This is a genomic window from Thiobacillus sp., assembly GCA_024235835.1.
In the GTDB taxonomy this organism is placed as follows: Bacteria; Pseudomonadota; Gammaproteobacteria; order Burkholderiales; family Thiobacillaceae; genus PFJX01.
Window position 1 is genome coordinate 814,876 of record JACKLQ010000002.1, and the last position, 26,988, is coordinate 841,863.

At 63.6% G+C, this 26,988-nt stretch carries 25 protein-coding genes and 1 pseudogene; 11 read left to right on the top strand and 15 right to left on the bottom strand.

Features of this window, described 5'->3' with window-relative positions:
• Window positions 1-221: 221 nt before the first annotated feature.
• Genes H6935_12065 through H6935_12100 form a run of 8 tightly spaced genes read left to right on the top strand, consistent with a single transcriptional unit; the run spans window position 222 to window position 9,087 of the window.
• Window positions 222-830 carry a polysaccharide biosynthesis/export family protein gene (locus tag H6935_12065; GenBank protein ID MCP5279080.1) on the top strand — a complete coding sequence of 203 codons (609 nt, stop codon included), beginning with the start codon at window positions 222-224 and terminating at the stop codon, window positions 828-830.
• Between the two features lie 38 nt (window positions 831-868).
• Complete coding sequence (locus tag H6935_12070) at window positions 869-2,410, top strand: chain length-determining protein (protein MCP5279081.1); 1,542 nt, start codon at window positions 869-871, stop codon at window positions 2,408-2,410.
• A 12-nt stretch (window positions 2,411-2,422) separates the two neighbouring features.
• Window positions 2,423-3,412, top strand: a complete 990-nt coding sequence (locus tag H6935_12075; GenBank protein ID MCP5279082.1) for a tyrosine-protein kinase family protein — start codon at window positions 2,423-2,425, stop codon at window positions 3,410-3,412.
• Window positions 3,413-3,440: 28 nt separating this feature from the next.
• Complete coding sequence (locus tag H6935_12080) at window positions 3,441-4,958, top strand: TIGR03016 family PEP-CTERM system-associated outer membrane protein (protein ID MCP5279083.1); 1,518 nt, start codon at window positions 3,441-3,443, stop codon at window positions 4,956-4,958.
• Window positions 4,959-4,960: 2 nt separating this feature from the next.
• Window positions 4,961-5,965, top strand: a complete 1,005-nt coding sequence (locus tag H6935_12085) for an AAA family ATPase (GenBank protein MCP5279084.1) — start codon at window positions 4,961-4,963, stop codon at window positions 5,963-5,965.
• Window positions 5,966-5,999: 34 nt separating this feature from the next.
• A complete protein-coding gene (locus H6935_12090) occupies window positions 6,000-6,854 on the top strand; it encodes a DUF3473 domain-containing protein (protein MCP5279085.1) in 855 nt (284 codons plus the stop codon).
• A complete protein-coding gene (locus tag H6935_12095) occupies window positions 6,851-7,885 on the top strand; it encodes a FemAB family PEP-CTERM system-associated protein (GenBank protein MCP5279086.1) in 1,035 nt (344 codons plus the stop codon). The genes H6935_12090 and H6935_12095 overlap by 4 nt, the downstream gene beginning before the upstream one ends.
• Before the next feature lie 8 nt (window positions 7,886-7,893).
• Window positions 7,894-9,087 carry a TIGR03087 family PEP-CTERM/XrtA system glycosyltransferase gene (locus tag H6935_12100; GenBank protein MCP5279087.1) on the top strand — a complete coding sequence of 398 codons (1,194 nt, stop codon included), beginning with the start codon at window positions 7,894-7,896 and terminating at the stop codon, window positions 9,085-9,087.
• Window positions 9,088-9,171: 84 nt separating this feature from the next.
• Here H6935_12100 and H6935_12105 read toward each other — a convergent pair whose 3' ends face one another.
• The 3 genes from H6935_12105 to H6935_12115 all read right to left on the bottom strand — a co-directional run bounded on the left by H6935_12105 (window position 9,172) and on the right by H6935_12115 (window position 13,577).
• Window positions 9,172-10,962, bottom strand: a complete 1,791-nt coding sequence (locus tag H6935_12105) for an asparagine synthase (protein MCP5279088.1) — start codon at window positions 10,960-10,962, stop codon at window positions 9,172-9,174.
• 13 nt (window positions 10,963-10,975) lie between these two features.
• Complete coding sequence (locus tag H6935_12110) at window positions 10,976-11,455, bottom strand: glutaredoxin family protein (GenBank protein MCP5279089.1); 480 nt, start codon at window positions 11,453-11,455, stop codon at window positions 10,976-10,978.
• Window positions 11,456-11,546: 91 nt separating this feature from the next.
• A complete protein-coding gene (locus H6935_12115; GenBank protein MCP5279090.1) occupies window positions 11,547-13,577 on the bottom strand; it encodes a M3 family metallopeptidase in 2,031 nt (676 codons plus the stop codon).
• A gap of 71 nt (window positions 13,578-13,648) precedes the next feature.
• Between H6935_12115 and H6935_12120 the strand changes: the two genes are divergently transcribed.
• Entirely contained in the window at window positions 13,649-14,182 is a 534-nt protein-coding gene (locus H6935_12120) for a gamma carbonic anhydrase family protein (protein MCP5279091.1), read from the top strand.
• On the opposite strand, the gene H6935_12125 is transcribed toward H6935_12120, so the two are convergent.
• The 8 genes from H6935_12125 to H6935_12160 all read right to left on the bottom strand — a co-directional run bounded on the left by H6935_12125 (window position 14,179) and on the right by H6935_12160 (window position 20,504).
• Window positions 14,179-14,880 carry a hypothetical protein gene (locus tag H6935_12125; protein ID MCP5279092.1) on the bottom strand — a complete coding sequence of 234 codons (702 nt, stop codon included), beginning with the start codon at window positions 14,878-14,880 and terminating at the stop codon, window positions 14,179-14,181. The genes H6935_12120 and H6935_12125 overlap by 4 nt on opposite strands.
• A 15-nt stretch (window positions 14,881-14,895) precedes the next feature.
• Window positions 14,896-15,657 (bottom strand): GAF domain-containing protein, encoded by a 762-nt coding sequence (locus H6935_12130; protein MCP5279093.1) that lies wholly within the window; start codon window positions 15,655-15,657, stop codon window positions 14,896-14,898.
• Window positions 15,658-15,728: 71 nt separating this feature from the next.
• On the bottom strand, window positions 15,729-16,583 hold the full coding sequence (locus H6935_12135; protein ID MCP5279094.1) for a co-chaperone YbbN: 855 nt from the start codon (window positions 16,581-16,583) through the stop codon (window positions 15,729-15,731).
• A gap of 94 nt (window positions 16,584-16,677) precedes the next feature.
• A complete protein-coding gene (locus H6935_12140) occupies window positions 16,678-17,964 on the bottom strand; it encodes a dihydroorotase (protein ID MCP5279095.1) in 1,287 nt (428 codons plus the stop codon).
• Window positions 17,961-18,917, bottom strand: coding sequence for an aspartate carbamoyltransferase catalytic subunit (locus tag H6935_12145; protein MCP5279096.1), 957 nt, complete (start codon window positions 18,915-18,917; stop codon window positions 17,961-17,963). The genes H6935_12140 and H6935_12145 overlap by 4 nt, the downstream gene beginning before the upstream one ends.
• Window positions 18,914-19,429, bottom strand: a complete 516-nt coding sequence (pyrR, locus tag H6935_12150) for a bifunctional pyr operon transcriptional regulator/uracil phosphoribosyltransferase PyrR (GenBank protein ID MCP5279097.1) — start codon at window positions 19,427-19,429, stop codon at window positions 18,914-18,916. The genes H6935_12145 and pyrR overlap by 4 nt, the downstream gene beginning before the upstream one ends.
• Window positions 19,426-19,941 carry a Holliday junction resolvase RuvX gene (gene ruvX, locus H6935_12155; protein ID MCP5279098.1) on the bottom strand — a complete coding sequence of 172 codons (516 nt, stop codon included), beginning with the start codon at window positions 19,939-19,941 and terminating at the stop codon, window positions 19,426-19,428. Before ruvX ends, pyrR begins: the two co-directional genes overlap by 4 nt.
• A 2-nt stretch (window positions 19,942-19,943) precedes the next feature.
• A complete protein-coding gene (locus tag H6935_12160; GenBank protein ID MCP5279099.1) occupies window positions 19,944-20,504 on the bottom strand; it encodes a YqgE/AlgH family protein in 561 nt (186 codons plus the stop codon).
• Window positions 20,505-20,564: 60 nt separating this feature from the next.
• Here H6935_12160 and H6935_12165 point away from each other — a divergent pair, with 60 nt between their 5' ends.
• Entirely contained in the window at window positions 20,565-21,983 is a 1,419-nt protein-coding gene (locus tag H6935_12165) for a deoxyribodipyrimidine photo-lyase (GenBank protein MCP5279100.1), read from the top strand.
• A gap of 506 nt (window positions 21,984-22,489) precedes the next feature.
• On the opposite strand, the pseudogene H6935_12170 reads toward H6935_12165, so the two are convergent.
• The 3 genes and pseudogenes from H6935_12170 to lysA all read right to left on the bottom strand — a co-directional run bounded on the left by H6935_12170 (window position 22,490) and on the right by lysA (window position 25,014).
• Window positions 22,490-22,831: pseudogene (locus H6935_12170) on the bottom strand (transposase).
• 207 nt (window positions 22,832-23,038) lie between these two features.
• Window positions 23,039-23,614, bottom strand: coding sequence for a hypothetical protein (locus H6935_12175; GenBank protein ID MCP5279101.1), 576 nt, complete (start codon window positions 23,612-23,614; stop codon window positions 23,039-23,041).
• Window positions 23,615-23,769: 155 nt separating this feature from the next.
• Complete coding sequence (gene lysA / locus H6935_12180) at window positions 23,770-25,014, bottom strand: diaminopimelate decarboxylase (GenBank protein MCP5279102.1); 1,245 nt, start codon at window positions 25,012-25,014, stop codon at window positions 23,770-23,772.
• A gap of 259 nt (window positions 25,015-25,273) precedes the next feature.
• On the opposite strand from lysA, the gene cyaY reads away from it, so the two are divergent.
• Window positions 25,274-25,594: an iron donor protein CyaY gene (gene cyaY / locus H6935_12185; protein MCP5279103.1), complete on the top strand. Its 321-nt coding sequence runs from the start codon at window positions 25,274-25,276 to the stop codon at window positions 25,592-25,594.
• Here cyaY and argH read toward each other — a convergent pair.
• The gene (argH, locus tag H6935_12190; GenBank protein MCP5279104.1) at window positions 25,583-26,977 is read right to left on the bottom strand and encodes an argininosuccinate lyase; all 1,395 of its coding nucleotides are present in this window, start codon (window positions 26,975-26,977) and stop codon (window positions 25,583-25,585) included. The two genes, cyaY and argH, sit on opposite strands and share 12 nt — an antisense overlap.
• Window positions 26,978-26,988 lie beyond the last annotated feature (11 nt).

The window sequence follows — 26,988 nt, forward strand, 5'->3', positions numbered from 1 at the left end:
AGTCTTTGGCCATTGCCCAAGAAGCGTTGCAGGTGTCTGGTCCCGAGAATACAAGCTAAACCTCGCAGGGAGATGGCGGCGACCCCAATACAGGGCTGAGTCAGCCTGTTTATGCCTTGAGGGCGTCAGCCGGGTGTTGTCTCAATTAAAGATTCTTCTTAAAAATCCGTAAAAGGCCCTGTGGCATAATCCAACGGCTTATTTCTGGTGAGGGAACTCAAATGAAACGCTATCTGTGGCTTCTTGTGCTTGCAGCCATGCTTTCCGCTTGCGCGAAGGATCCCATTTATCCGCCTGCTCCTGCCAAGACCTCCAGTGCCGAGGAGTGGTTGTACCTGTTGGGACCGGGTGATTCAGTAAACGTATTCGTCTGGGGCAATCCCGAAGTGTCGGGTAGCTTCCCTATCCGACCGGATGGCAAGATGACCATGAACCTGGTGGAGGATTTGCCCGCCAGCGGCAAGACGCCGACACAACTGGCCAGGGAGATAGAGAAGATCCTGGCGCGCTATATCCAGGATCCCATCGTGACCGTGATCGTGGCGGGCGGTTCCGGCCCCTATAGCCAGCAGATCCGCGTGCTCGGCCAGGCGGCCAAGCCCCAGACCCTGGTGTATCGTGAAAACATGTCTTTGGTGGACGTGATGATCTCCGTAGGCGGGATTTCCGATTTCGCCGCCGGCAACCGGGCCAGCATTCTGCGCATAGTGGACGGCAAACCCCAGCAGTTCTCAGTGCGCCTGGAAGACCTGGTCAAGGATGGCGACATTTCCGCCAACGTGGAAATGCGTCCCGGCGATCTGCTCATCATCCCGGAAAGCTTCTTCTAGCCTCGCGTTAAACAATTTCAGAAGAGGGAAGACGCGGGATGAACGAGGCCATCGAACAAATCCTGGGCTACTTGCGCGGGATATGGCGCAGGCGCTTGCTGGTGTTGGTTGTGGCGTGGCTGGTGGCGATCACTGGCTGGGTGTGGGTTTACTTCCTGGAGAACCAGTACCAAGCCCGGGCACGCGTGTACGTGGACACCCAGTCCTTGCTCAGGCCTCTACTGTCAGGCCTGGCGGTCCAGCCCAATGTGGGCCAGCAGGTATCCATGATGACCAGAACCTTGATGAGCCGGCCCAATCTGGAAAAAGTGGCTCGCATGACGGACCTGGACCTGCGCGCAAAAACTCCAAAGGAACAGGAAGCCCTCTACCGGGATATGGAATCTCGTATTTCGTTACAGGGCGCTGGCAACGAAAACCTTTACACCATCGGCTATCTGCATGCCAGTCCGGACTTGGCCAAGCGGGTTGTGCAATCGTTGTTGACCATCTTCACCGAAAGCAGCCTGGGCGGTACGCGCAAGGATTTGTCCAGCAGCCAGAAGTTCATCGACGATCAGCTAAAAAGCTACGAGGCCAAGTTGCTGGAGAAAGAAAAGGCGATCGAGGAATTCAAGCGCCGCAACGTGGGCACCATGCCTGGCCAAGGGGGGGACTACTATTCCAAGGTGGGTGAAATAAACCTGGCCCTGGAACAGGCCAATCTGGCCTTGGATGAGGCGCTGAACCGCAAGAACCAGTTGGAGTCCCAGTTGCAGGACCAGGAGGAAACCGTGACTGCCCCGAACCAGGTGGTGACGCCAACGACCTCCGCCCTGGATGGCAGGATCACCGCACTGCAGAACCAGTTGGACAATCTGCGTCTGCGTTACACTGATCTGCATCCGGAAATCGCGCGTACCAAGCAGTTGATTGCGCGCATCCAGGAGCAGAAGGAGCAGGAACAGAAGCCTGCCCAAGGCCAGAGTCAGGCCGCGCTGAAGGCCCAGAATCCGATCTACCAGCAGTTGACCATCGCCATCGCGGAAGCGGACGCCAACGCGGCGTCCCTGAAGGCACGCGTGGCGCAAATGCAGAAGAAACGGGCTGGCTTGCTGCAGGCGGTGGATCGTATTCCCCAGATCGAGAACGAATTCACCCAGCTGACCCGGGATTACGGGGTGCTCAAGAGCAACTATGCCCAATTGCTGGCACGCCGTGAAACAGTGGCCATCTCCAGCGAAGTCGAAAGCAAGACGGACACTGTCGAGTTCCGTGTCGTGGACCCCCCCCGGGTACCGAACAAGCCGGCCTCGCCGAACCGGCCATTGCTGGTGTCCGTGGTCCCCCTCGGCGGTTTTGGAGTGGGGATTGCCCTCGCTTTCCTGCTGGGGCAGTTAAGGCCTACCGTGGAAAGCCGCCGCCAACTCAGGGAACTTACCGAGTACCCGTTGCTGGGTATGGTGACCCGCGTGGAGACGGGGGCGTTACGCCAACGGGCGCGGCGCGCGAACCTGCTCTACGCAATTGCTGCAGCAGGGTTGTTTGGCGCCTATCTGGCACAGATGGTCTATTACCTGTTTGTCTCTCAGGCCGCCTGACAAGGAGATGACATGAGCATTATCGAGCGTGCGGCTGGGAAAATTCCCCAATCCCCCGGCGCCACCCAGCCGCCACCGGCCCATCCACGGGAAGCGGTCGACCGCAATCTGATCGAGTCGTCCATTGACAAGGTGGAGGCGTCATTTGGTGATCTTCCCCGGGATGCGGCTATGCCCCGCGTGCCGCACCATCGCGCAGATGAAGACGGTCCGCCGACCATTCTCAGCCAGCAGGGTTCGGTCAACCTCGCACGTTTGAAACAGATGGGGGTGCTCACGCCGGAGGGCGGCCGCAGCAAGATTGCCGAGGAATATCGGCTCATCAAGCGCCCCATCCTGGTCAATGCCTTCGGGCAGGGCGATACCCCCCCGCTGCCCAACGGCAACATGATCATGGTGACCAGTTCCGTTCCCGGCGAGGGCAAGTCTTTCACGGCCATCAACCTGGCGATCAGCATGGCGACCGAGATGGAAAACACGGTGCTGCTGGTGGATGCGGACGTGACCAAGACCGCGATCATGAAATACCTGGGATTGCAGGGGGACAGGGGGCTGATCGACGTGCTCCTGGACCCGTCCATTCCCTTGTCGGACGTGCTCATCAAAACCGACGTCGCCAAGCTGACAGTCCTGCCATCAGGCCGGGGCATCGCCCACGGCACGGAATTGCTGGCCAGTTCCGCCATGCGTTCCTTTGTGCATGACATTTCCACACGCTACCCGGACCGTATCGTGATCTTTGACACCCCCCCGCTGCTGTCCACCAGCGAGGCCTCGGTTCTGGCTAGCTACATGGGGCAGGTGGTTTTCGTGGTGGAGGCGGAGCGTACCCCCCAGGAAGCGATTCGCGAGGCCCTTTCCCATATCGCGGAGCACCCCTCCGTCGGTCTGATACTGAACAAGGCACCTGTGCGTTCCATGGGGGGTGACTATTACGGTTACGGCTATGGCTACGGCTACGGCTACGGATACGGAAGTTATGGCGAGTACGGCAAGCAGTAGAGGCTCCATATTCCTGCTTTGCCTCCTTTTGCCTGTCACGGCTTGGGCGGCGGACTGGAAATTTTCCTCCGGGATTTCACTCTCGGAACGCTACTCGGACAACGTCCAGTTGAGTGCCGCGGGCCTGGAACGGGATGAATGGATCACGGAAGTGGCTCCCCGTATTTCAGCCCAGCGGAACGGAGCCCGTCTCAAGGTCAACGCGGACTACAGCCTGCAGGGGCTGCTGTATGCGGACGACACCAGCAGGAACAAACTGCGGCACAACCTGAACGGGAGAGCTAACGCTGAATTGGTGGAGGAGTGGTTTTTCCTGGATGCCACGGCGCGCATATCCCATGAACTCAACAGCCTGGGGGGTGGCGTGGGATTGGGAGATCCCGTGGGCATAGGCAATACCACTGCAGTGGGAGCTTATTCCCTGAGCCCCTACATGAAACACAGGTTCGGGTCCATCGCCACCGTCGAGGCGCGGGTGGCCCGGGATGGGGTGTTTGTCGGCGATGCTGGAGTGACGGATACGGAAACGACCCGCTATGTGCTCAATGCGGTCAGCGGAAACAAGTTCTATCCGCTGAGTTGGAGCGCCAGCTACAGCATGACGGATAACACTAACAGCAACTCGGCTTTGGCGGCGGACAGCAGCAGTGAGCGTGGTGCGCTGACTGCGCGATATCAGTTGAGCAGGAAATACAGCGTGCTGGCCCAGGCAGGCGTGGAAAAGAACGACTACACCGGCGCGGCAGCGTCTGTGCGGGACTATTCCTATTACGGCTTGGGCGTGTCCTACAGCCCAAGCCGGCGATTCTCGGCGGACGTGTATTACAACGCCTCCGACAATGGCAATTTCCTGAGTGGCAACGTCACTGCCAGGCCCACCCTGCGGACCACCGTCAACGCCTCCGCCGGCAAGAGGGCTTACGGACGGAGTTATTCCCTGGGCCTTGCCCACCGTACACGGCAATCGAACTGGACCCTGCGATATCAGGATGACCTGACCACCTCCCAGCAGCAATACCTCGGCTACTTCGGCAACCTGGACGAATATTCCTGCGCCACGGGCCTGGAGTACTACCTGCCGGGTGAGCAGCCGCCCGCCGCCGCAGGTTGTACCTACATCCGCACGGTGGCCCTCGTTGGCCAGGTGCAGGTCAACCAGACTTACCTGTCCAAGAACCTGGCGGGCGCGGTGAGCTATAACCTGCGCAGGAACACCTGGACGTTGAGCGTTTATAGCAATGAAAGGGAATTGCAGGGTACTGGCGGTGGTGACACCACCCACGGCCTGCAGGCTTCCTGGTCCTACAAGCCTGTGCCCAGGACCACGTACACCCTGACAACCGGCCTCACTCAGGTGGAGTCGAGCGGGGCCACGCTGGGCAATCGACAGGACGACCTGTGGAACATCGGCCTGGTGGCGAGCCATCAGTTCCAGAAGAAACTCACCGGCAGCCTGGAAGTTCGCCACCAGGAACGCCAATCCAACCAGCCTGCTGGCGACTATGCGGAAAATTCTGTGGCTGCCCGACTTAACATGAGCTTCTGACCATGTACGAGAGCTACTACCACCTCCGCGACAAGCCTTTCCAGCTAAACCCTGACCCGCGCTTCTTCTTCGCCAGCCGGGGACACAAGCGGGCCTTTGCCTATCTCGAATATGGCCTTTCACTGGGGGAAGGTTTCATCGTCATTACCGGGGACGTGGGTGCAGGCAAGACCATGCTGGTCAAGAGCCTGTTGCGCAAGCTGGAAAACGGAAATTTCCTGATTGCCGAACTGGTGAGCACCCAGCTGGGTGCAGACGATACCCTGCGCAGCGTGGCCCTGGCCTTCGGCTTGCAGGCGGAGGGGATTTCCAAGTCATCGCTGTTGAAGGCATTGGAGGACTACCTGCGCCTGGCCGTGCGCCAGAACCGGCGCCCGCTCCTGATCGTGGACGAAGCCCAGAACCTGGACCCTCGCGCCGTGGAGGAACTGCGCATGCTGTCCAACTTCCACGAGGGCGACAAGCCGCTGCTACAGAGCTTCCTCCTGGGCCAGCCCGAGTTCCGTGACACCATCCAGAGTCCGGAGATGTTGCAGCTGCGGCAACGCGTCATCGCTTCCTACCACCTGGGACCCCTGGACCGGGCCGAAACGGTGCAATACATCATGCACCGACTGACCACGGTGGGGTGGCAGGGTGAGCCCTCCTTCTCGGAAGATGCCTTCGACAGCATCTTCCAGTTCACGGGTGGCGTGCCCCGCCGCGTAAACACCCTGTGTGACCGGCTCATGCTGTTCGGTTACCTGGAAGAAAGGAAACACCTGGATTCCTCGGCCGTCCAGGAAGTAATCGGAGACCTGCAGCAGGAAGTCCATCATCAGTTTCCTGTGCACCATGCGGAACCCCGCACCAGATCGAGTGACACGGTGGCGCTGGTCCCTGGGCATGGGCCAGTTTCAGAGGAGATCGATCTGCGTCTGGAGGCCATGGAACGGACCCTGAACCGACTGGTACCCATGGTCCGCAAGGTGCTCTACACCGTCACATCCGGCCAGGAAAGCGATTGACGCACGCGCCCCTGCAGGCCTGCTGACCCACGGCATGGAAGCCAAGCAGATCACCAATGTCATGAGCGTGGACGTGGAGGATTACTTCCAGGTCGGCGCCTTCGAGCACACCATCGCCCGGGACGACTGGGACAAATGGCCATGCCGCGCGGAAGCCAATGTGGAACGCATCCTGACCCTGTTCGACCGCCATGGCGTGAAGGCCACATTTTTTACCCTGGGCTGGGTCGCCGAGCGTTATCCCAAGGTCGTGCGGGACATCGTCAGCAGTGGCCATGAACTGGCCAGCCATGGGTATGGCCACCAGCGTGCGAGCCACCTCAGCGAAGCCGAGTTCCGACATGACGTGACCCGGGCCAAGGGCCTGCTGGAGGACATCGGCGGTGTCCAGGTGCGGGGCTATCGGGCCCCGAGCTTTTCCATCAGCCATCGCAATATGTGGGCCCTGGATGTGCTGGCTGACACGGGGCACCAATACAGTTCCAGCATCTACCCCATCGCCCACGACCACTACGGCATGCCGGACGCCCCCCGGTTTCCTTACCGCCCCGAACGCTGCCCAAGCCTGTTGGAGGTCCCCCCCACCACGGTGGACTGGAGAGGGCGTAACCTGCCTGCGGCCGGGGGAGGCTACTTCCGGCTCATGCCCTATGCCCTGTCCCGCTGGCTCATCAATCGGGTGAACGAACAGGACAACAGATCCGCCATGTTCTATTTTCATCCCTGGGAAGTGGATCCCGGCCAGCCCCGCATACCGGGGGCCCCCCTTAAAAGCCGCTTCCGGCACTATGTGAACCTGTCTCGCATGGAGGCCAAGCTGGCGCGCCTGTGTAGGGATTTTCGCTGGGGCCGGGCCGATCAGGTATACGCAGCAGAGCTTTCCCGATGAGCATGGGCGTACGTGTCGCCAGGCCGGAGGATGCCGCTGCCTGGGACGCCTTTGTCCTGGCGGAACCCGACGCCACCTTCTTCCACCGCATCGGTTGGAAAAAGGTGCTGGAGCGAGCCTTCGGCCATCGCACCCATTTTCTCCTGGCAGAGCGGGATGGAAAGGTGGAAGGCGTCCTGCCTTTGGCGGAGATCGATAGCCGCCTTTTTGGCCACAGCCTCATCTCCACGCCCTTCTGTGTCTATGGCGGGATCATCGCTGCCACGCCTGAAGCCAGGGAGGCCCTGGACCAACATGCACAGGCGCTGGCCCAGGACCTGGGGGTGGGGCATCTGGAATACCGGGACCGGGATGCCCGCGCCCATCCTGACTGGCCTGGCACAGACCTCTATGTCACTTTCCGCAAGGTCCTGGACCCGGAAGTGGAAAAAAACATGCTGGCCATTCCACGCAAGCAAAGGGCCATGGTGAGAAAAGGCATCAAGAACGGCCTGACCTCGGAACTGGAGGAGGGCGTGGACGCCTTCTACAGCGTTTTCTCCGACAACGTGCATCGCCATGGCACCCCGGTGCTGCCCAAGCGCTTCTTCCTGCTGTTGCGGGAAGTGTTCGGACCAGACTGCGAGGTGCAACTCGTACGTGGTCCCGGCGGGGAGGTGATCAGCGGCGTCCTGTCCTTCTACTTCCGCGACGAAGTGCTTCCCTACTATGCCGGCGATACCGAGTCCGCCCGGGGGCTAGCGGCCAACGATTTCAAGTACTGGGAACTGATGCGGCGCGCCTGCGAGCGGGGCATCCGGGTATTCGATTACGGCCGCAGCAAGCTGGATACCGGGCCCTACGATTTCAAGCGCAACTGGGGCTTTGAACCTCAGGCCCTGCACTACGGCTACAAGCTGGTCACGGCCCGCAAGCTGCCAGAGAACAATCCCAACAATCCCAAGTACCAGTTGTTCATCCAGGCCTGGCAGCGCCTGCCCCGGCCAGTGGCCAATTTCCTGGGACCCTACATCGTCCGCAACCTGGGTTAGCCATGGCCATGTGTGGCGATCTGCTCTTCCTGGTCCACCGCATCCCCTATCCGCCCGACAAGGGCGACAAGATCCGTTCCTGGCACATGCTGCGCCACCTGGCCACGCACTGGCGGGTGCATCTGGGGGCCTTCGTGGACGACCCGGCCGACTGGTCCCATGTGGAGGTGCTACGGGGCGCTTGCGCGGACACCTGCCTGCGACCCCTTCACCCCCGTTCCGGCAAGCTACGTTCCCTGGCGGGGCTCGTGTCCGGCGAGGCCCTGACCCTACCCTATTACCGCGACGCTGTGCTGGAGCGCTGGGTGCAGGCCAAGCTCAAGGACGGCATCGACGCCATCGTCGTGTATTCCTCGGCCATGGCCCAGTTCGTCATGGACGTCCAGGGAGTCAAGCGAGTCATGGACTTCGTCGACATCGACTCGGACAAATGGCGCCAGTACGCCCCCACCAAGTCCTGGCCCATGTCCTGGCTGTATGCCCGGGAAGGGCGCAAGCTGCTGGAGTGGGAACGTGCGGTGGCCTCGGCCTTCGATGCCTGCCTGTTCGTGTCCCAGGCCGAGGCCCGGGACTTTAGCGCCATGGCCCCGGAGTCGGCCACGAAGGTGGGGCACTTCAACAATGGCGTCGATACGGACTTTTTTTCGGCGGAGCGTCCCTACGAAAGCCCGTTTCCAGCGGATTGCATCCCACTGGTATTCACTGGCGCCATGGACTACTGGCCCAATGTGGATGCGGTAACCTGGTTTGCCAGGGAAGTGCTGCCCCGGGTGCGCAAGGAGGTTCCCCGGGCACGCTTCTATGTTGTGGGCAGCCGCCCCGGCAATGCCGTCCAGGCCCTGGCTGGAGAGGACGTCGTCGTCACGGGCAGGGTGCCGGACGTGCGGCCCTACCTGGCCCACGCAGTCGTCGTGGTGGCCCCCCTGCGCATCGCCCGGGGCATCCAGAACAAGGTCCTGGAGGGCATGGCCATGGGCAAGGCGGTGGTGGCCACGCCCCAGGCCCTGGAAGGCATCGCAGCCCAGCCCGGCCAGGAGGTTTGCGTTGCGGAGGATGCCCAGGCCCAGGCAGACTTGGTGCTGCGCCTGATTCGTGACTCCGCCGAATCCCGCGATATCGGTTCAGCGGCAAGAAAACTGGTGGCCACCAGTTACACCTGGGCGCCCAACCTGGCTCGCCTGGAGTCCTTGCTGAGTCCTTGAGGCTACTCAAGAAAACGAAGGGTCGTCCCGAGTTTACTTGACCCCTCTGGGGGCAGGCTTTGTGCAGCCCGGGCCTGGGGAGGACTAAATGCCGCGGGCTTCCAGCCACTCTTCCAGGATCAGGATCTGCCATACCATGCGCCCGAAATAGGTGGCGTGGCCTGACATGTGTTCCCGGCGAATATGGTCCACATACGCGGGTTGCAGGATGCCCCGACCCTTGAAGGCATCGAAGCGGGCCTCAACCCGTTCCCGCAGGGGGGCATAGTCCTTTGCCCACAGGCCGAAGGGCAGGCCGAAGCCGTGCTTGCTCTTGTTGATGATCTCGTCGGGCAGGAAGCCCGTCAGGGCCTTCTTGAAGAACCAGCGCAGGTATTGTCCCTTGACCTTCCAGTCCGGGGGGACTTCGCCGGAGAAGTCCACCATGGCATCGTCCAGCAAGGGGTAGCGCACCTCGATGCCGGCCGCCTCGGTCATGCCCCCCACCTTGCGCAGGTCGTTGTCCGCCAGGGTGAACTTCAGGTCCAGGTGCAGCATGCGGTTGATGAAGGAATCGCTGTCCGCACGGTCATAAACCTCCTTCAGCCAGGCTGCGGGCTGCCCCGTGTCGACGCTGGCGAGGAAGTCCGGCGCGAACATTTCACCCAGGGGCTGCCGGTAGATGAAGTTGTAGGACTCCATGCGTTCCGGCAGGGGGACGTTGGCCTGGCGGATATAGCTCTGGGCCTTGCGGAAGGGTGCCAGGGCAGACAGGCCCGGAAAATGGGCCAGGGGCTCGATGAGGGTCTTGCGCAGGGGTGTGGGCAGCAGGTGGTAAGCCTCGAACACCTTTTGCTTGGCATAGCGTTCGTTGCCGCCGAAGATTTCGTCGCCCCCGTCCCCGGCCAGCATGACCCTGTACCCGTCCGCGGCGGCCAGTCGGGCACAGAAATATGTGGGTACGGCCGATTCGTTGGCGAAGGGTTCGTCGTAATGCCGGGCTATGAGGGGAATGGCATCCAGCACATCCGCCTGCTGCAGGTAGTACTCCCTGGAGTCCAGGCCGAAGCGCTTGGCAGCGATGCGGGCGTATTCCATCTCGTCGAAGCCGCCGGCATCGAAGCCGATGGAATAGGTGCGTCCCTGGCCGGATATTTCCTTGAGTACGCCGCTGACGGTGGAACTGTCGGTACCGCCCGAGAGGAAGGCCGCCACGTTGTCCTGGCCCCAGGCGCGTTCCACGCCCTGCCGCAGCAGGGTGTGGAACCGCTTGGACTGGGCATCAAAATCATCTCGTGGCTCATCCTGGTACTCCAGGGCCCAGTAGTAGCCCGTGCTGACCTGGCCTTTGCGCCATTGCATCCATTGGGCCGGCAGCAGTTTCCTCACGCCCTTGAACACGCTGCCCGGCGCTGGCACCTGGAAGAAATAGATGAAATTGAACAGGCCTTGGGGGTCCAGATCCCTGCCCGCTGCCGGGTGGCTGGCCACCATGTCCGCCTGGCTGGCGAACACCAGGCCCTCCGGGGTGGCTGCATAGGCCAGCTTTTCCGCGCCGATGCGGTCCAGGGCCAGGAATGCACTCTGGTCCGCCAGGTCCAGGATGGCCAGGCTGAAATTGCCGTGGACGTGCTTCGGCGTTTCCTTGCCATGCTGGCGCCAAAGCCGCAGCAGGTTCCCGGCGGGGGAGGGCGCTTCGCCTACCATGAACGGACGGCCGCTGATGGCCGCCACCAGGCTGCCCTCCCTGGCCACGGAAAGGCTGGCGGCCAGGCCCAGGCCGTTGTCGGTCAATACATGTCGGGGACGGGCGACGCTGCACGGGGCAAGCATGTCCTCCAGGGCGAGGGCGGCCTCATGGCCGCCATGCCCCAGCCAGCCGGCGAGGCGATGCATTAGAACTCCAGTGTCACGGTTTGGGTGGGATCAATGGCGCCTTGGGGTAGCCCGCGGCGTCCAGCATGCTGCCCCAGGAAGAGGCTTCGAATCCCTTCTGGTGGGCCTTGCCCACAACCAGCACCGGCACATGCAGGGCGCCCGTCAGCTTCTTGACCTCCACGGCATATTCGGGCTCCTTGGAGGGGTCCTTGTGCTGGTAGGGAATGCCACGCTGGTTCAGGAATGACCGCGCTTCGTCGCACAGGATGCCGCATTCGCCGCCGTAGAGGATCACGGGGCTCTTCTCCCGGGCCATCTTGGTCTCGAAGGACTCCTTGTCCACCTCCACGACGTTGCCCTTGCCGGACAGGGTCTTTACCTGCTTCACGGTAGATGCAGGGGGGCGATCGGTGTAATGCACGCCACCGGCAGGGTCCACCCAGCGGTAGACCTCGGCGGCCTGGGCGATGCTTGTGACAGCAAAAAACAGTATTGATGCGGCCCTGATCATCACGGTTCTCCCGAGTGTTTGTTCCAGATTCTAGAAGCCGCGTTACTCAACGCACAAGCGCGGGGGGGCCATCGCTCCTGGCGACGGGGGGTCAGCTCATGCCGTTGTGCCGCAGCAGGGCGTCTATGGTGGGCTCCCGGCCCCGGAAAGCCTTGAAGGACTCGATGGCCGGCCGGGCGCCGCCCTGGGCCAGGATCTCGCTCCAGAAGCGGTGGCCGATCTCCGGGTTCAGCACGCCGCCGACCTGGCCATTCTCCTCGAACAGGCTGTAGGCGTCCGCAGAAAGCACCTCCGCCCACTTGTAGCTGTAATAGCCCGCTGCGTAGCCGCCGGCGAAGATGTGGGAGAAGTTGTTGGGGAAGCGGTTGTAGGCCGGCGGGATCACCACGGCCACCCGGGCGCGGATCTCGTTCAGCAACTCCAGGGCGGTCTTGCCCGGGGGCAGGTCGTGGTGGAGGTGCATGTCGAACAGGGCGAACTCGATCTGGCGCAGGGTCTGCATGCCCGCCTGGAAGTTCTTGGCGGCAAGCAGCTTGTCGAACAGAGCCTTGGGCATCTGCTCGCCGGTGTCGATGTGGGCGGTCATGTGGCGCACCACGTCCCACTCCCAGCAGAAGTTCTCCATGAACTGGCTGGGCAGTTCCACCGCGTCCCATTCCACCCCGTTGATGCCGGACACGCCCAGATCCTCCACTTTGGTGAGGAGGTGGTGCAGGCCGTGGCCGAACTCGTGGAACAGGGTGATGACGTCGTCATGGGTGAGCAGGGCCGGCTTGCCGCCCACGCTGCGGCTGTTGTTGCAGTTCAGATAGGCCACCGGGGTCTGGATGCCAGTTTCCTTTCGCCTACGGGTGATGGCATCGTCCATCCAGGCGCCGCCCCGCTTGGTGTCCCGGGCGTGGAGGTCCAGGTAAAACTGGCCGATGAGTTGTCCCTGCTTGTCTTTCAGGGCAAAGAACTGCACGTCCTCATGCCACACGGGCGCCTGGTCTTCGCGGATTTCCAGGCCGTACAGGGTCTCGATGACCCGGAACAGGCCCGCCAGCACCTTGGGTTCCTGGAAGTACTGCTTCACCTCGGTTTCGGAATAGGCGTAACGGGCCTCCCGCAGCTTCTCGCTGGCGTAGGCCGTGTCCCAGGCCTGGAGGTCCGCCAGGCCCAGCTCGGCAGCGGCAAAGGCCCGTAGCTCGGCCATGTCCTTCTCGCCGTAGGGCTTGGCCCGGGTGGCCAGGTTTTCCAGGAAGGCCAAGACCTCCTGGGGGGTTTCCGCCATCTTGGGTTCCAGGGATACCTGGGCGTAGGTGTGGAAACCCAGCATCCTGGCGGCTTCCTGGCGCAGTTCCAGGATGCGGCGGATGAGGTCCGTGTTGTCCAGTTCTGGCGGGCCGAATTCCGAGGCCCGGGTGACATAGGCCCGGTACATCTCTTCCCGCAATGCCCGGTTGGAACAGAACTGCATGACGGGCAGGAATGAGGGGGCCTGGAGGTTCAGTTTCCAGCCGGCCTTGCCGTCCGCCTCGGCCATTTCGGCGAACATGGCCTTGGCATCCGCCGGCAAGCCTTCCAGTTCCGCCTCGTCCTCGATGAGCTTGGACCAGGCCTTGGTGGCATCCAGCAGGTTCTCCTCGAACTTGGCGGACAGCTTGGCCAGTTCCTCCTGGATTTCCATGAAGCGGGGTTTCTTGTCCTCCGGCAGTTCAGCGCCGCCCAGGCGGAAATCCCGCAGTTCGTTGTCCAGGATCTTCTTTCTCGCTGTGTTCAGGCTGGTGGCTTCCGCACTGGCGGCCAGGGCCTTGAACTGGCGGAACAGGCCCTCGTGCTGGCCAAGTTCGGCGTAGTACTGGGTGATCTTGGGCAGGTTGGCGTTGTACACCTCCCGCAGTTCCGGGCTGTCCAGCACCGAGTGCAGGTGGGAAACCTGGCCCCAGGCCCGGGACAGGCGTTCGTTGGCGTCCTCCAGGGGTTGCACGAAACTGGCCCAGGCGGGGGCCACATCCCCAGCCGTCAGGCGGGCCACCAGGGCACGGTTCTCGGTCAGCAACTCATCCACTGCGGGTGTGACGTGTTCGGGTTTGATTTCGGCGTAACGGGGCAGGCCGGAGAAGTCGAGCAAGGGATTCATGGTTTTCATGGTGTGAGGGGGTTGGCTTCTATACTTGCGGCCATTACGCAAATTTTCCAGAGCCTGTCTGCATGGCCATTGAAAGCTACCGCGACTTTACTCCCCAACTGGGCAGGGAGGTGTTCATCCACCCCACGGCCACGGTCATTGGCGACGTGGCGATCGGCGACCAGGCCTCCCTCTGGCCCAACGTGGTGGTGCGGGGGGATGTGAACAGCATCCGCATCGGTCCGCGCAGCAACATCCAGGATGGCTCTATCCTCCATGTCAGCCACCGCAGAGCCAGCGACCCTGATGGCGCGTCTTTGGTGCTAGGGCGGGACGTGAGCGTGGGCCACGGCGTCATCCTGCATGGCTGCACCATCCATGACGAATGCCTCATCGGCATGGGTGCCCTGGTGATGGACAAAGCGGTGCTGGAGCCCCGGGTATTGCTGGGAGCCGGCAGCCTGGTGCCCGAGGGGCGGGTGCTGCAATCCGGCTGGCTGTATCTGGGCCGGCCGGTCCAGCAGGTGCGCCTCCTGACGCCTGAAGAGCTGGACTACTTCGCCTATCTGGCGGACGGCTACGTGAAACTGGCGGGGGACTATCTCGCCAGACCCTAGTTGCGAAGGGTGGCGGGGGACGTCGTGCCGTAGGACGAGGCGGATGCCGGTTGGAACACGGTCAGGCCCGGGAAGTTGTTCGGGTCTTCCCATGCCTGGATGAGTCTTAGCAGTGTGTTGGGGTCCGCCGCCTTGTTGAACAGGGCCTGGGTCCTGGGGTCCAGGGGGGCAGTAAGCCATTTGCCCCAGGTTTCCGGATTGGCGGCAGTGAGCAGGATGTTCCAGGGCTTGGGGTCCAGGGGCAGCATCACCCAGCGCATGAATTTCCCGGGGTCGAACAGGGTTGCATTGATCGCCGTGACGAACTGGGGCTCTGCCAGGGCGTTGGCCCACTTTTCGTAGATGATGGGGTCGGTCCATTCCAGGTAGTTCTTCACCATGTCTGGTTCCAGCAGGCTGTCGGCAGTCCGGACATAGGTTTGGGGGTCCAGGCCCCGATGGGCGAATTCCAGCCAGATGCCTGGCTCGCTGAACACCTCCAGCCAGGGCAGGAAGTTGGCGGGCGCCTTGAAGGCCCAGCCATTGGTGGTGAAATCCGTGCATCGATCGGCCCAGCGTTGCACCTGGGGCGACGGACCCGGGACTTCATCGCCGGGGGAGGCGGCGGTGTTGGCAGGAGTGTCGATGGGGGCATCCGCGGCAGCCCAGGTGGCAGGCCCCAGCAAGGCCAGGCAAATAACGAGGATATGAGGTTTCATGAGTGGCTTTCCGGCCTAGCCCGAAGGCTCGCTGCCTTGATGGATACGCCGCTTGTGACGGTTCAGGCTGGAGGTAAGTTCCGAAAGGATTTCCCCCGCCGCGTGGATGACCTGATTGGGCGAGAAGCCGCAATGACGCATCTCCCGGTAGAAGGCCCGGGCCAGCATGCCCGCCACCCGGTCCGGCTCGTGGGCCGACAGGGAGACCACGTTGAAGGCGTCCTGGCTGCCTTCCAGGGTGAAGGCCATCTGGGCCAGGCGGGAATCCAGCAGCCGGTCCAGGCGTCCCATCTGGATGGCACGCCCCACCAGCAGGGCGGCGAGCTCGGCATAAGCCAGGTCCGCGGTGCTGAAGGTGGACCTCCCCACGGGACCACTGATGTTGAGCACGCCTGCCGGGGCACTGGCCACGGGTACGGGGCAGGCCATGAAACTGCCGCCTTCCTGGGCGTGGCGGGCCGCCTGTTTCCAGGCGGAGCGCTCGATGCGCGTCACCCGCAGGGACTTGCCGCTGGCCAGTACCTGGCCGGCAATGCCCTGACCCGGCGCCACTTCCTCCTTCCAGGCCATCTCCGGCAGTTCGCCATAAAGGGCCGCCAGGCGCAGGCGGGTAGTTTTTTCCGGGCCGGTGTCCAGCAACATGAGGGATACCCGCCGGGCGGACATCAGGTCGCCCACGATGCAGGTGAGGCGATAGAGGTTGTCGGTGAACTGGCCGGTCACCTCGAAACCGGCCAGCTCGGTCAGCTTGTCTAGCCGCAATGTGGAACTGGGCACCCTGGACTCCCGCGCAGACGACCGCTGAAGCTTAGGCCGTGACGGGGGGTTGCGCCACCCTTCCCCGGGGCTCAGTTCAGTGCACTGGCCAGCTTGCGGCGGTATTCGGAGACCAGGGGGTGGCCACCCAGCAGATTGAATACGGCCAGAATCTGCTTGCGGGCCGCCTCCTCGTTCCAGGCGCGGTCCAGGCGCACCATTTCCAGCAATTCGTCCAGGCCTTCTCCGTGGCGGCCCCGGGCCACCAGCAGGTTGGCCAGGTCAAGGCGGGCCTCCATGTCGTCCGGCTGGGCGGCGATGCGGTCCCGCAGTTCCTGCTCGTTGCCACCCTCCTGGCCGCCGTGGGCAAAGCTCAGGCGGGCCAGGAGCTGCTGCACCCGCTCGTCCATCTGGGTCACGGAGGCCAGGCTGTCCAGGAGGCGTTTCGCTTCGTCCAACTGGTTCAGCTCCAGCAGAATCTCGGCGGCGTCGATGCGGATATGCTCGTTCTGCATGTCCAGCTTGGAGGCTTCCCCCAGGATTTGCAGAGCGCCAGCCAGGTCTCCCCCCGCCCGCAGTTCTGCCGCCTTGGCCCGCAGCTCGTCGGCGGGGGAGGGGAGGATGCGGGCCAGGAATTCCCGCACGGCGGACTCGGGCTGGGCACCTGAGAACTGGTCCACGATGCGTCCCTGGTAAACGGCCTTCACGTCGGGAATGCCCCGTACGCCGAACTGGGCCGCCAGTTCCTGGTTGTCGTCGGCGTTCACCTTGGCCAGGATGAACCTGCCCTGGAATTCCTCCGCCAGCTTTTCCAGGATGGGCTTCAGGGACTTGCAGGGGCCGCACCAGGGGGCCCAGAAATCCACCACCACCGGCACCTGTTGCGAGCCATCCATGACGATGCTCTGGAAATTGCCGGCGTCCACGTCGTATGCAAACTGTCCCATGGGAATCCTTTGGTCTTTCTAGGGGTTCAATTACGGATCATATGAAGCCGGCCCGCCGGAGTTCAAGCGGGCCGGTTGAGGGGCAAGCGCGGGGCTACCGCTTGTAGTCCAGGTGGCCGTCGATGAGGGTGTAGCGCACCCGGCCCTGGACCTCCAGGCCCAGGTAGGGGCTGTTCTTGCCCAGGCTGGTGAGGCTGTTCATGGTGACGGTCCAGCAGGCTTCCGGGTCGAACAGGCACAGGTCCGCCGGTCCGCCGGTACCCAGGTGGCCGCCGGGGACCCCCAGGATGGCCGCCGACCGGTGGGTGATGTAGCCCAGGGCCTGGCTGAGGGGCAGGCCGGCCTCCCGAGCCCATTTCAGGGTCAGGGGCAGCAGCAGTTCCACACCCGTGGCCCCCGCCTCGCTCTCCTGAAAGGGCAGTTGCTTGTTGTCCTCGTCCACCGGGGCGTGGTCCGAGCAGATGGCGTCGATGGTGCCGTCCGCCAGGCCCTGGCGCAGGGCGTCCCGGTCCCGCAGGCTGCGCAGGGGCGGGATCAGGTGGCAGTTGGAATTGAAGTCCGCCGTGTCCATTTCCGACAGGTGCACGTGATGGATGCCCACGTCGCAGGTGATGGGCAGGCCGTCGTGCTTGGCCCGGCGCACCATTTCCACGCCGGCCCGGCTGGAGAGTCGGCACAGGTGTACCCGGGCCTTGGTCTCGCGCACCAGCAGGATGATGGTGGACAGAGCCACGGTCTCCGCCGGCACGGGAATGGCGGGCAGGCCCAGGCGGGCCGAGACGATGCCGTCGTGGGCCACGCCGCCACGGCCGATGAAGGCGTCCTGGGGGCGCAGCCATACGGGCAGATCGAAGGTCTTGGCGTATTCCAGGGCCCGCAGCAGGACCTCGGTGTTTTCCATGCGGGCGTTGGCCTGGGTGAAGGCGACGCAGCCCGCCTCGTTCAGTTCCGCCATCTCCGTCAGGCGTTCCCCCTGGAGCTTCCAGGTGAGGGCGCCCACGGGGTACACCCGGGGGCCGGGCATGTGCTTGGCGCGGAACTTGAGCATGTCGATGAGGCCGGGCTCGTCCAGGGGCGGGTCCGTGTCCGGCGGGCAGGCCAGGGAGGTGATGCCCCCGGCGGCGGCGGCATGCATCTCGGACTCCAGGGTGGCCATGTGTTCGCCCCCGGGCTCCCGCAGGCGCACCGCCAGGTCCACCAGGCCGGGGCACACCACCAGGCCGCTGGCGTCGATGACCTGGTTGGGGTGGAAATCTGCTGGGCCTGCATCGGGACCGTTTCCCATGCCCACGATGTGGCCCGCCGCCACGAACACGTCCTGAACCTGGTCCAGGCCGCTGGCCGGGTCGATGACGCGACCATTCCTGATATGAACTTTCATGCCTGGCCTCCCCCCAGCAGACTCATGACCGCCATGCGGACCGCGATGCCGAAGGTGACCTGGGGCAGGATCACCGCCTGCTTGCCGTCGGCCACGTCAGAGTCGATCTCCACCCCCCGGTTCATGGGGCCCGGATGCATGACGATGGCATCGGGTTTCGCGTACTTGAGCTTCTCCGGCGTCAGGCCCCAGCGCTTGTAGAACTCTCCGGAACTGGGCAGGCGGGCGCCCTGCATGCGTTCGTTCTGCAGGCGCAACATGAGCACCGCGTCCACGTCCCTGATGCCTTCCTCGATGCGCTCGTATACGTGCACCCCCATGCTTTCCACGTCCCGGGGCAGCAGGGTGCGGGGGGCCACTACCCGCACCTCGGGGCAGCCCAGGGTGGTGAGCGCATGGATCTGGGAGCGGGCCACTCGGGAATGGAGGATGTCGCCGACGATGGCCACCCGCAGGTTGTGGAACGGGCCCTTGAAGTGGCGCAGGGTGTACATGTCCAGCAGGCCCTGGGTGGGGTGGGCGGCGCGGCCGTCGCCGGCGTTGACCACGGAAATGTGGGGCGCCACGTGGCGGGCGATGAGGTGGGCGGCACCGGCGGCGGAGTGGCGCACCACGAACATGTCCGCCTGCATGGCGGAGAGGTTGGCCACCGTATCCAGCAGTGTCTCGCCCTTACTCTGGGAAGAGGCGCCGATGTTCAGGTTCACCACATCGGCAGAGAGGCGCTTGGCCGCGATCTCGAAGGTGGTGCGGGTCCGGGTGGAGTTCTCGAAGAAGATGTTGAAGATGGCCTTGCCCCGCAGCAGGGGCACCTTCTTCACTTCCCGGTCCCCCACGGAGATGAAGGATTCGGCGGTGTCCAGGATCTGGGTCAGGATGCGGGCGGGCAGGCCATCCAGGGTGAGCAGGTGGCGCAGGCGTCCGTCTTCGGTCAGCTGCAGGTTAGGGCTCATGGCGTCCTTTCGGAAACAACCAGGGAGAGCTGGCCTCCTTCGTCGCGGGCCAGGTTGACGTGAGAATTTGAGGGCAGGTCCAGGCGCAGGCCGATGTAGTCCGCGCAGACGGGCAGTTCCCGGCCGCCCCGGTCCACCAGCACGGCCAGGCGGATGCTGGCAGGGCGGCCGTAGTCGAACAGCAGGTTCATGGCGGCCCGTACACTGCGGCCCGTGTTGAGCACGTCGTCGATGAGCAGGATGCGCCGACCCTCCACGTCGAAGGGGATGCGGGACGGCTTCACGTCATCGTGGAGGCCCCGACGGGTGTAGTCATCCCGGTAGAAGGAGGTGTCCAGGGTGCCGGTGGCCACTTCCTGGAGGCCCAGTCGTTCCATGAGGGCCTCCATGACCCAGACGCCGCCGGTGTGCATGCCCACCAGGGCCTGGTCTTGCCAACCCTCCGGGCCAATGGCGGGCGAGATTTGCTCGACGAGCTTATCGATGAGTTGTTCAGGAGTGGGCAGGTTCATTGTCGGCTTGATCCCGGGGGTTGGTCCAATAGGTCTTGCAGGATTTGCTGGGCCGCCAGGGTATCGTCCAGGCCCTTGCGTGCCCTGCCCTTTACACCGGCCTCCCGCAGCCGCAGGTCTGCGTCGAAGGAGGTCAGGCGCTCGTCCACAAGGATCACGGGCAGGCCGAAGCGGCCGTGGAGCTGGTTGGCGAAGCGACGGGCCCGGCGGGTGAGTTCATGCTCCCCCCCGTCCATGGAAAGGGGCAGGCCCACCACCAGGTCCGAGGGACGCCATTCCGCGATGAGGGCGGCAATGCGACCGAAACGGGTTTCGTTGTCTTCCGCGTCGATGACCTCCAGGGGGTGGGCCAGGCGGCTTTCCCAGTCGCCGACGGCAAGGCCGATGCGGCGGAGGCCGAAGTCGAAGGCCAGCAATGCTCCCTTCTCAGGGAACACGTCGGGCCGTCCCAAGTGTTTCCTGGCCCCCTGGGGGGGCGGCTCCGATGACTCAGGGGAGCCGGGGGTGGTCATGGTCATGCGTGGCCGGCTTCCTCGGAGAGCATGGACAGGTCGATGCCCAGCAGGTGCATGGCGGCGGAGAAGCGTTCCTCCGGCGGCAGGGCGAAGATCACCTCCGGGTCCGCCTGAACCGTGAGCCAGGCGTTCTGCTTGATCTCGTCCTCCAGTTGGCCGGGGCCCCAGCCAGCGTAGCCCAGTGTCACCATGATCTCCTTGGGCCCTTCCTGGCGGGCCGTGGCCTCCAGGATGTCCTTGGAGGTGGTGAGCCCTACCTTGTCGTTCACCGACAGGGTGGATCCCCAGTCCCCCACGGGCCGGTGCAGCACGAAGCCCCGCTCCACCTGCACCGGGCCGCCGTAGTAGACCGTGGCTTTCTTGAGAAGATCATCCGTCAGGTCCAGGCCGATCTGGGTGAACAGGGTTTCCATGTCCAGTTCGATGGGTCGGTTCACCACCACACCCAGAGCTCCCTGTTCCCCGTGGTCGCACACATAGGTCAACGTGCCGGCGAAATTGGGGTCCAGCATGTTGGGCATGGCGATGAGGAAGTGGTCGGTGAAGTTGGCGTTTTCCATGGTGGGTTCCACAAAGGATGATTCATTGTAACCCTCCCTTCGCGACCTCAAAATGCACCGATGCATTCCGCCCTCATCTGGTTCCGGCGCGACCTGCGCCTCAACGACAATGCCGCCCTCAGCGCCGCCCTCCAAGCGGCCGGCCGGGTGCACTGCGTCTTCGTGTTCGATGCGGACATCCTGGATGCCCTGCCGGACCGGGCCGATCGGCGGGTGGAGTTCATCCACGCCAGCGTGGCCGCCCTGAAGGCGGCTTTGGAGGCCCGGGGCGGCGTACTCCATGTGCTGCACGGGTCCGCCCGCCAGGCCATCCCGGGTCTGGCCGCCCGCCTGGGGGTGGAGGCCGTGTTCGCCGCACGGGACTACGAGCCTTTTGCCCGGGAACGTGACGCGGCCGTGGCCCGAAGCCTGGCGGCGGACGGCCGCGATCTCCATCTGGTGAAGGATCAGGTGGTCCTCGATACCGACGACATCCTCACCGCCGCCGGCAAGCCCTTCCACGTCTTTACCCCTTACAAACGGGCCTGGCTGGGGCGGCTGGATGCCGCCGCCCTGGCGCCTCATCCGGTGGAGGAGTGGCTGCACAAGCTGGCGCCGGGTGGTGGTGAGGCCATGCCCAGCTTGGCTGAGCTGGGCTTTGAGGCCACCAATTTGAATGACCTTGGCATTGTCCCTGGCGAGTCCGGCGCCCAGGCCCGCTGGCAGGACTTCCAGGGCCGCATGGACAGCTACCGGGAGACCCGGGACCACCCCGCCGTCAAGGGGCCGTCCTACCTTTCCGTGCACCTGCGCTTTGGCACCATTTCAGTCCGTGATCTGGCCCGTTTCGTCCTGGAGCAAGGCGGGGAGGGCGCTGATACCTGGCTTTCGGAACTCGTCTGGCGGGAGTTCTACCAGATGTTGCTGTGGCACTACCCGGAGACCACGGCACACGCGTTCCAGGCCAAGTTCGACGCCCTGCCCTGGCCCAACCCGCCCGGACACTTCGGGGCATGGTGTGAGGCCCGCACCGGCTACCCCATCGTGGACGCAGCCATGCGCCAACTCAACCAGACGGGCTACATGCACAACCGCCTGCGCATGATCGCCGCCAGCTTCCTGGTGAAGGACCTGCATGTGGACTGGCGCTGGGGCGAGCGCTACTTCGCAGACAAATTATTGGACTACGACCTGGCGGCCAACGTGGGGGGGTGGCAGTGGAGCGCGGGGGTGGGGACGGATGCCCAGCCCTGGTTCCGCATCTTCAATCCGGTGACCCAGTCGGAACGGTTCGATGCGGAGGGGCGGTTCATTCGGCGGTATGTGCCGGAGCTGGCTGGCGTGCCGGACAAGTATGTGCATGCGCCCTGGAAGATGCCGGCGGCGGAGCAGGTGGGGTGTGGGGTGGTTGTGGGGCGGGATTACCCGCTGCCCATCGTCGATCACGCCCGGGCGCGGGAGGTGACGTTGGCGTTGTTCAAGGACATGCCCGCAGGCTGAGTCTTTCCCCCCTTTCCCAAAGGGGGGGAGGGGGGATTCCAGCGTCGGTTGCGTTTGCGGGAGCGTTGATGAGTGCGTTGCTCTGCCGGCACCACGTAAGGCCAGGGTGTTTGGCCGGGGGCGCCCGGCAGCGCGTTACTCTTCTTGAGCGGCCAAGAAGAGTAACCAGAAGTGTAACCAGAAGAAGGCCGCCCCGCTTCGCCGCCCTTCGGGTCCCCTCGCCAGAACAAAAAACTCGGGCGGCTGCGTAACTCGCCCCTTTGGGGCTCAAACATACTCGCCGAAAACCCCCGAGTTTTCCGCCCTGGCGAGGCGGCTCAGAGGGGAATGGGGGCCAACGCTTAGGCTGGGATAGGATGCATGGGACACATGTGGTGTATCTAATAATCGCTTTTCCAGACAAACGCAAAAAGTGGGTAGAGGGGGAGAATGTTGAAGGAGTTATGTGCCTTGGTTGATTCTGGCCATGTGAGGGTGTCCCGAATTTTGTGTAAACGGGGTTTTGGTTAGAGGTTGGTCATCCGGTCCTCGAATTGGATGGTAAAGCGGGTCAATGCGGCTTTCCAATCTCGGATGGGGATGGTCCATTTCTGGCTGATATTGCGCAGCACCAGGTAGAACAGTTTCAGCAAGGCCTCGTCGCTCGGGAACGAGCCGCGGTTCTTGGTGATCTTGCGCAGGCTCATGTTCACCGACTCGATGGCGTTGGTCGTGTAGATCACCTTCCTGATCTCCGGCGGGTAGTCGAAGAACGGGACGATCCGTGACCAATTCCGGCGCCAGGACTGGCCAATCGGCAAGTAGGCGTCATCCCACTTGGCCTCGAATTCGCCCATTCTTTCATCAGCTCTTGGCGCTGCCCGTAGGTCAGTCTGGCCAACAGCTCCTTGAGCTTCTTCAGTTCCCTTGGCTTCATTTCGCCCTCCTGTTCACCGTGCCGATGGGGCCAGTCTGGCAAACCAGGGGCTCAGGAGATGAGCCCGTCACTAATTAACGCGAATTGAGCCAAAAGAAAAAGGCGGGACAAGCCCGCCTTTTGAGTACGAATGAAAAACTCAGGCAGCCTTGGGGGCGGTGGCCTTCTTGGCAGCGGGCTTGGCGGCAGCAGCCTTGGGCGCGGCGGCTTTCTTGGCAGCGGGCTTGGCGGCAGCAGCCTTGGGGGCGGTGGCCTTCTTGGCAGCGGGCTTGGCGGCAGCAGCCTTGGGCGCGGCGGCTTTCTTGGCAGCGGGCTTGGCGGCAGCAGCCTTGGGGGCGGCGGCTTTCTTGGCAGCGGGCTTGGCGGCAGCAGCCTTGGGGGCGGCGGCTTTCTTGGCAGCGGGCTTGGCGGCAGCAGCCTTGGGCGCGGCGGCTTTCTTGGCAGCGGGCTTGGCGGCAGCAGCCTTGGGCGCGGCGGCTTTCTTGGCAGCGGGCTTGGCGGCAGCAGCCTTGGGCGCGGCGGCTTTCTTGGCAGCGGGCTTGGCGGCAGCAGCCTTGGGCGCTACGGCTTTCTTGGCAGCGGGCTTGGCGGCAGCAGCCTTGGGCGCGGCGGCTTTCTTTACAGGTGCGGCCGCTTTCGCGGCCGCAGTAGCAGTGGATTTCTTGGTGGTGCTCTTCGCTGTCGTGGTGCTCTTAGCAGACTTAGCAGCAGGCATATGTGACTCCTCTGTTAGAAAGGTAATCGGCCGGAAAGCCTTGTGCCTCAAGCATTTCCACAAGTTTATGAGGCGCGCTTCGATTGTAGAACAAAAAAAAGCGCGCTCCGCAAGGGGCTACGCGCTTTTGTAAATATATTTGTTGCCGGCATGCACTAGGGCACCACACGTTCCTGTTCGAATAAATCTGTCACCTTTTCGCGAGCCCTGATTTCATGCGCCTTGCAGCCCAACACCATGACTTCCGCGGCACGTGGCCTAGTGTTGTAGTTGGAGCTCATGGTCATGCCATAAGCCCCCGCGGAGCAGACAGCGAGCAGGTCTCCTTCCGCGAGGATCATGTCGCGATCATGGCCGAGAAAATCACCGCTCTCGCACACTGGCCCGACGATGCTGTAGTTGCGCGGGGTGCCCTGCCGCTCCTGCACGGGCACGATGTCATGCCACGCGTCATACAGGGAGGGCCGCATGAGATCATTCATCGCGGCATCGACGATGGCGAAGTCCCTGGCCTCGCCGTGTTTGAGATATTCCACCTTGGTCAGCAGCCATCCCGCGTTGCCCACCAGCGAGCGACCTGGTTCGATGACGAGTGTTTCGTTGCGTCCCGCCATGCGCGACAGCAACACCTCAGCGTAGGCATCCCTGGCGATGGGTGACTCATCCCGATAGCGGATGCCTACACCACCGCCGATGTCGATGTGCTCCAGCCGGATGCCCTTCGCGCTCAGCGCGGCCACCAGTTCCAGCACCTTGTCCAGGGCTTCGCCGAAGGGCGACACGTCCACCAGTTGAGAACCGATGTGGCAGTCGATGCCGACCAGGCTCAGGTGGGCCATGGCCGCGGCTTCCTGGTAGACCCGCTGAGCCTGTTCGTGGGCAATGCCGAACTTGTTCTCCTTGAGGCCGGTGGAGATGTAGGGATGGGTCTTGGCGTCCACGTTGGGATTCACGCGCAGGCTGATGGGAGCGACTCGTCCCATCTCTCCCGCCACGCGGTTGAGCCGTGCCAGTTCGCTTTCCGATTCCACGTTAAAGCAGTGGATGCCCGCCTCCAGGGCGACACGCATCTCCTCCTCCTTCTTGCCCACGCCGGAGAACACCACCTTGCCGGCGTCGCCTCCCGCCGCCAGCACCCGGGCGAGTTCACCGCCGGAGACGATGTCGAAGCCTGCCCCCAGGCGGGCGAACACGTTCAGGATCGCCAGGCTGGAGTTGGCCTTCACTGCGTAGCAGATGAGGTGGGGATGGGCCGTCAGGGCTTGGTCGTAGGCCCGGTAGGCCTCTTCCAGGGCTGCGCGGGAATAGACGTAGCAGGGCGTGCCGAACTGGCTGGCGATGGCATCCAGAGGCACATCCTCCACGTGGAGCAGGCCGCTCCGACGGGTGAGGTGATTCATTTCGCGGCTTGGGTTTGCTGGGGTTTGGCGGGAGTGTCGGGCAGGTAGAGATCGCCCTTTTTGCCGCAGGCGGCAAGGGCGAGTAGAACGCACGACAAGATGAGATATCGGCTCGGAAAGCGCATGGCGGCACCGTTAAAATCCGGCCCAGAGTCTAGCATGTTGTGAATGGCCCCGGCTCCGCCCCCATGGTCGTAGCCGCCCCCCGTGGGGGCCAGGAAAGAACCGGGGCGGCCCGGCGAATTACTTGTGAGCACCTATGACCGAGAGTGAATACACCCGCTTGGCCGACAATACCCTGCGCGGGGTCGAACACGCCCTGGAGGCGGTGGATGACGACCTGGATTTCGAACTGGCTCCCGGCGGCATCCTGGAGGTGGAGTTCGAAAATGGCAGCAAGATCATCATCAACAAGCAGTCTGCCACCCAGGAAATCTGGGTGGCCGCCAAGAGCGGCGGCTACCACTACCGCTGGGACGGCAGCGCCTGGCGGGATACGCGCAGCGGAGAGGAACTGTTCGCCGCCCTGTCTGCCTTCGCCTCTGCACAGGCGGGCAGGGACATCCAGCTACAGGCGTGAGCGGGCGCGGACCACGGCGGCCCTGACCTGGTTGGGGGCGGTACCGCCGATGTGGTCTCGCGCCGCCAGCGATCCCTCCAGGGTCAACACGCCGTACACGTCCTCACCCACCAGGGGCGAAAAAGACTGCAACTCGGACAGGGGCAGATCCGCCAGGTCGCAGCCCCGTTCCTCCGCCGCCCGCACGGCCCGGGCCACGGCCTCGTGGGCCTCGCGGAAGGGCAGCCCCTTCTTCACCAGATAGTCCGCCAGGTCCGTGGCGGTGGCGAAGCCTTCAATGGCGGCGCGCCGCATGGCCTCCGCCTTCACGCGGATGCCCGGCACCATCTCGGCGAATATGGCCAGGGAATCCACCAGGGTGTCCACGGCGTCGAACAGGGGCTCCTTGTCCTCCTGGTTGTCCTTGTTGTAGGCCAGGGGCTGGCCCTTCATCAAAGTCAGCAGGGCCACCAGGTGACCGTTCATGCGCCCCGTCTTGCCGCGCATGAGCTCGGGCACGTCCGGGTTCTTTTTCTGGGGCATGATGGATGAACCGGTGCAGAAGCGGTCTGGCAGGTCGATGAAGCCGAAGCGGGGCGTCATCCACAGCACCAGTTCCTCGGACATGCGCGACAGATGGGTCATGACGAGGGCGGCCGCGGCAAGGAATTCGATGGCGAAATCCCGGTCCGACACAGCGTCCAGGGAGTTCTCGCACACCGCCTCGAAACCCAGTTGATGCGCCACGAACCCCCGGTCAATGGGAAAGCTGGTGCCCGCCAAGGCAGCGGCACCCAAGGGCAGGCGGTTAACGCGGCGACGGCAATCCGCGAGGCGTTCGCTGTCCCGCACCAGCATCTCGTGCCAGGCCATGAGGTGGTGGCCGAAGGTCACCGGCTGGGCGGCCTGGAGGTGGGTGAAACCGGGCATCACCGTGTCCGCATGCTGCTCCGCCTGATCCAGCAGGGCCGTGCGCGCATTCCTCAGCAAGGTCAGGATGCGGTCGATGGCGTCCCTCAGCCACAGGCGGATGTCCGTGGCCACCTGGTCGTTGCGGGAACGCCCCGTATGCAGGCGCTTGCCCGCATCCCCCACCTTGCGGGTCAGGGCCCGCTCGATGGTGAAGTGCACATCCTCGTCGTCCAGGGTCCAGGGAAAGTCGCCCGCCTCGAAGGCTGCCAGAATCTCGCCCAGGCCCCGGCGGATGTCTTCCAGGTCCTGGCCCGTCAGCACTCCCGCCTTGTGCAGCATGGCCGCGTGGGCCAGGGAGCCCTGGATGTCGAAGGGGGCCAGGCGCCAGTCGAAGGGGATGGACGCGGTATAGCGCTTCACCCGTTCCGACACCGGCTCGGTGAAGCGTCCGGACCAGGTTTTCGCATCGTGCTGCTTTTCGTTTTGGCTCATGGGGTGGTAGC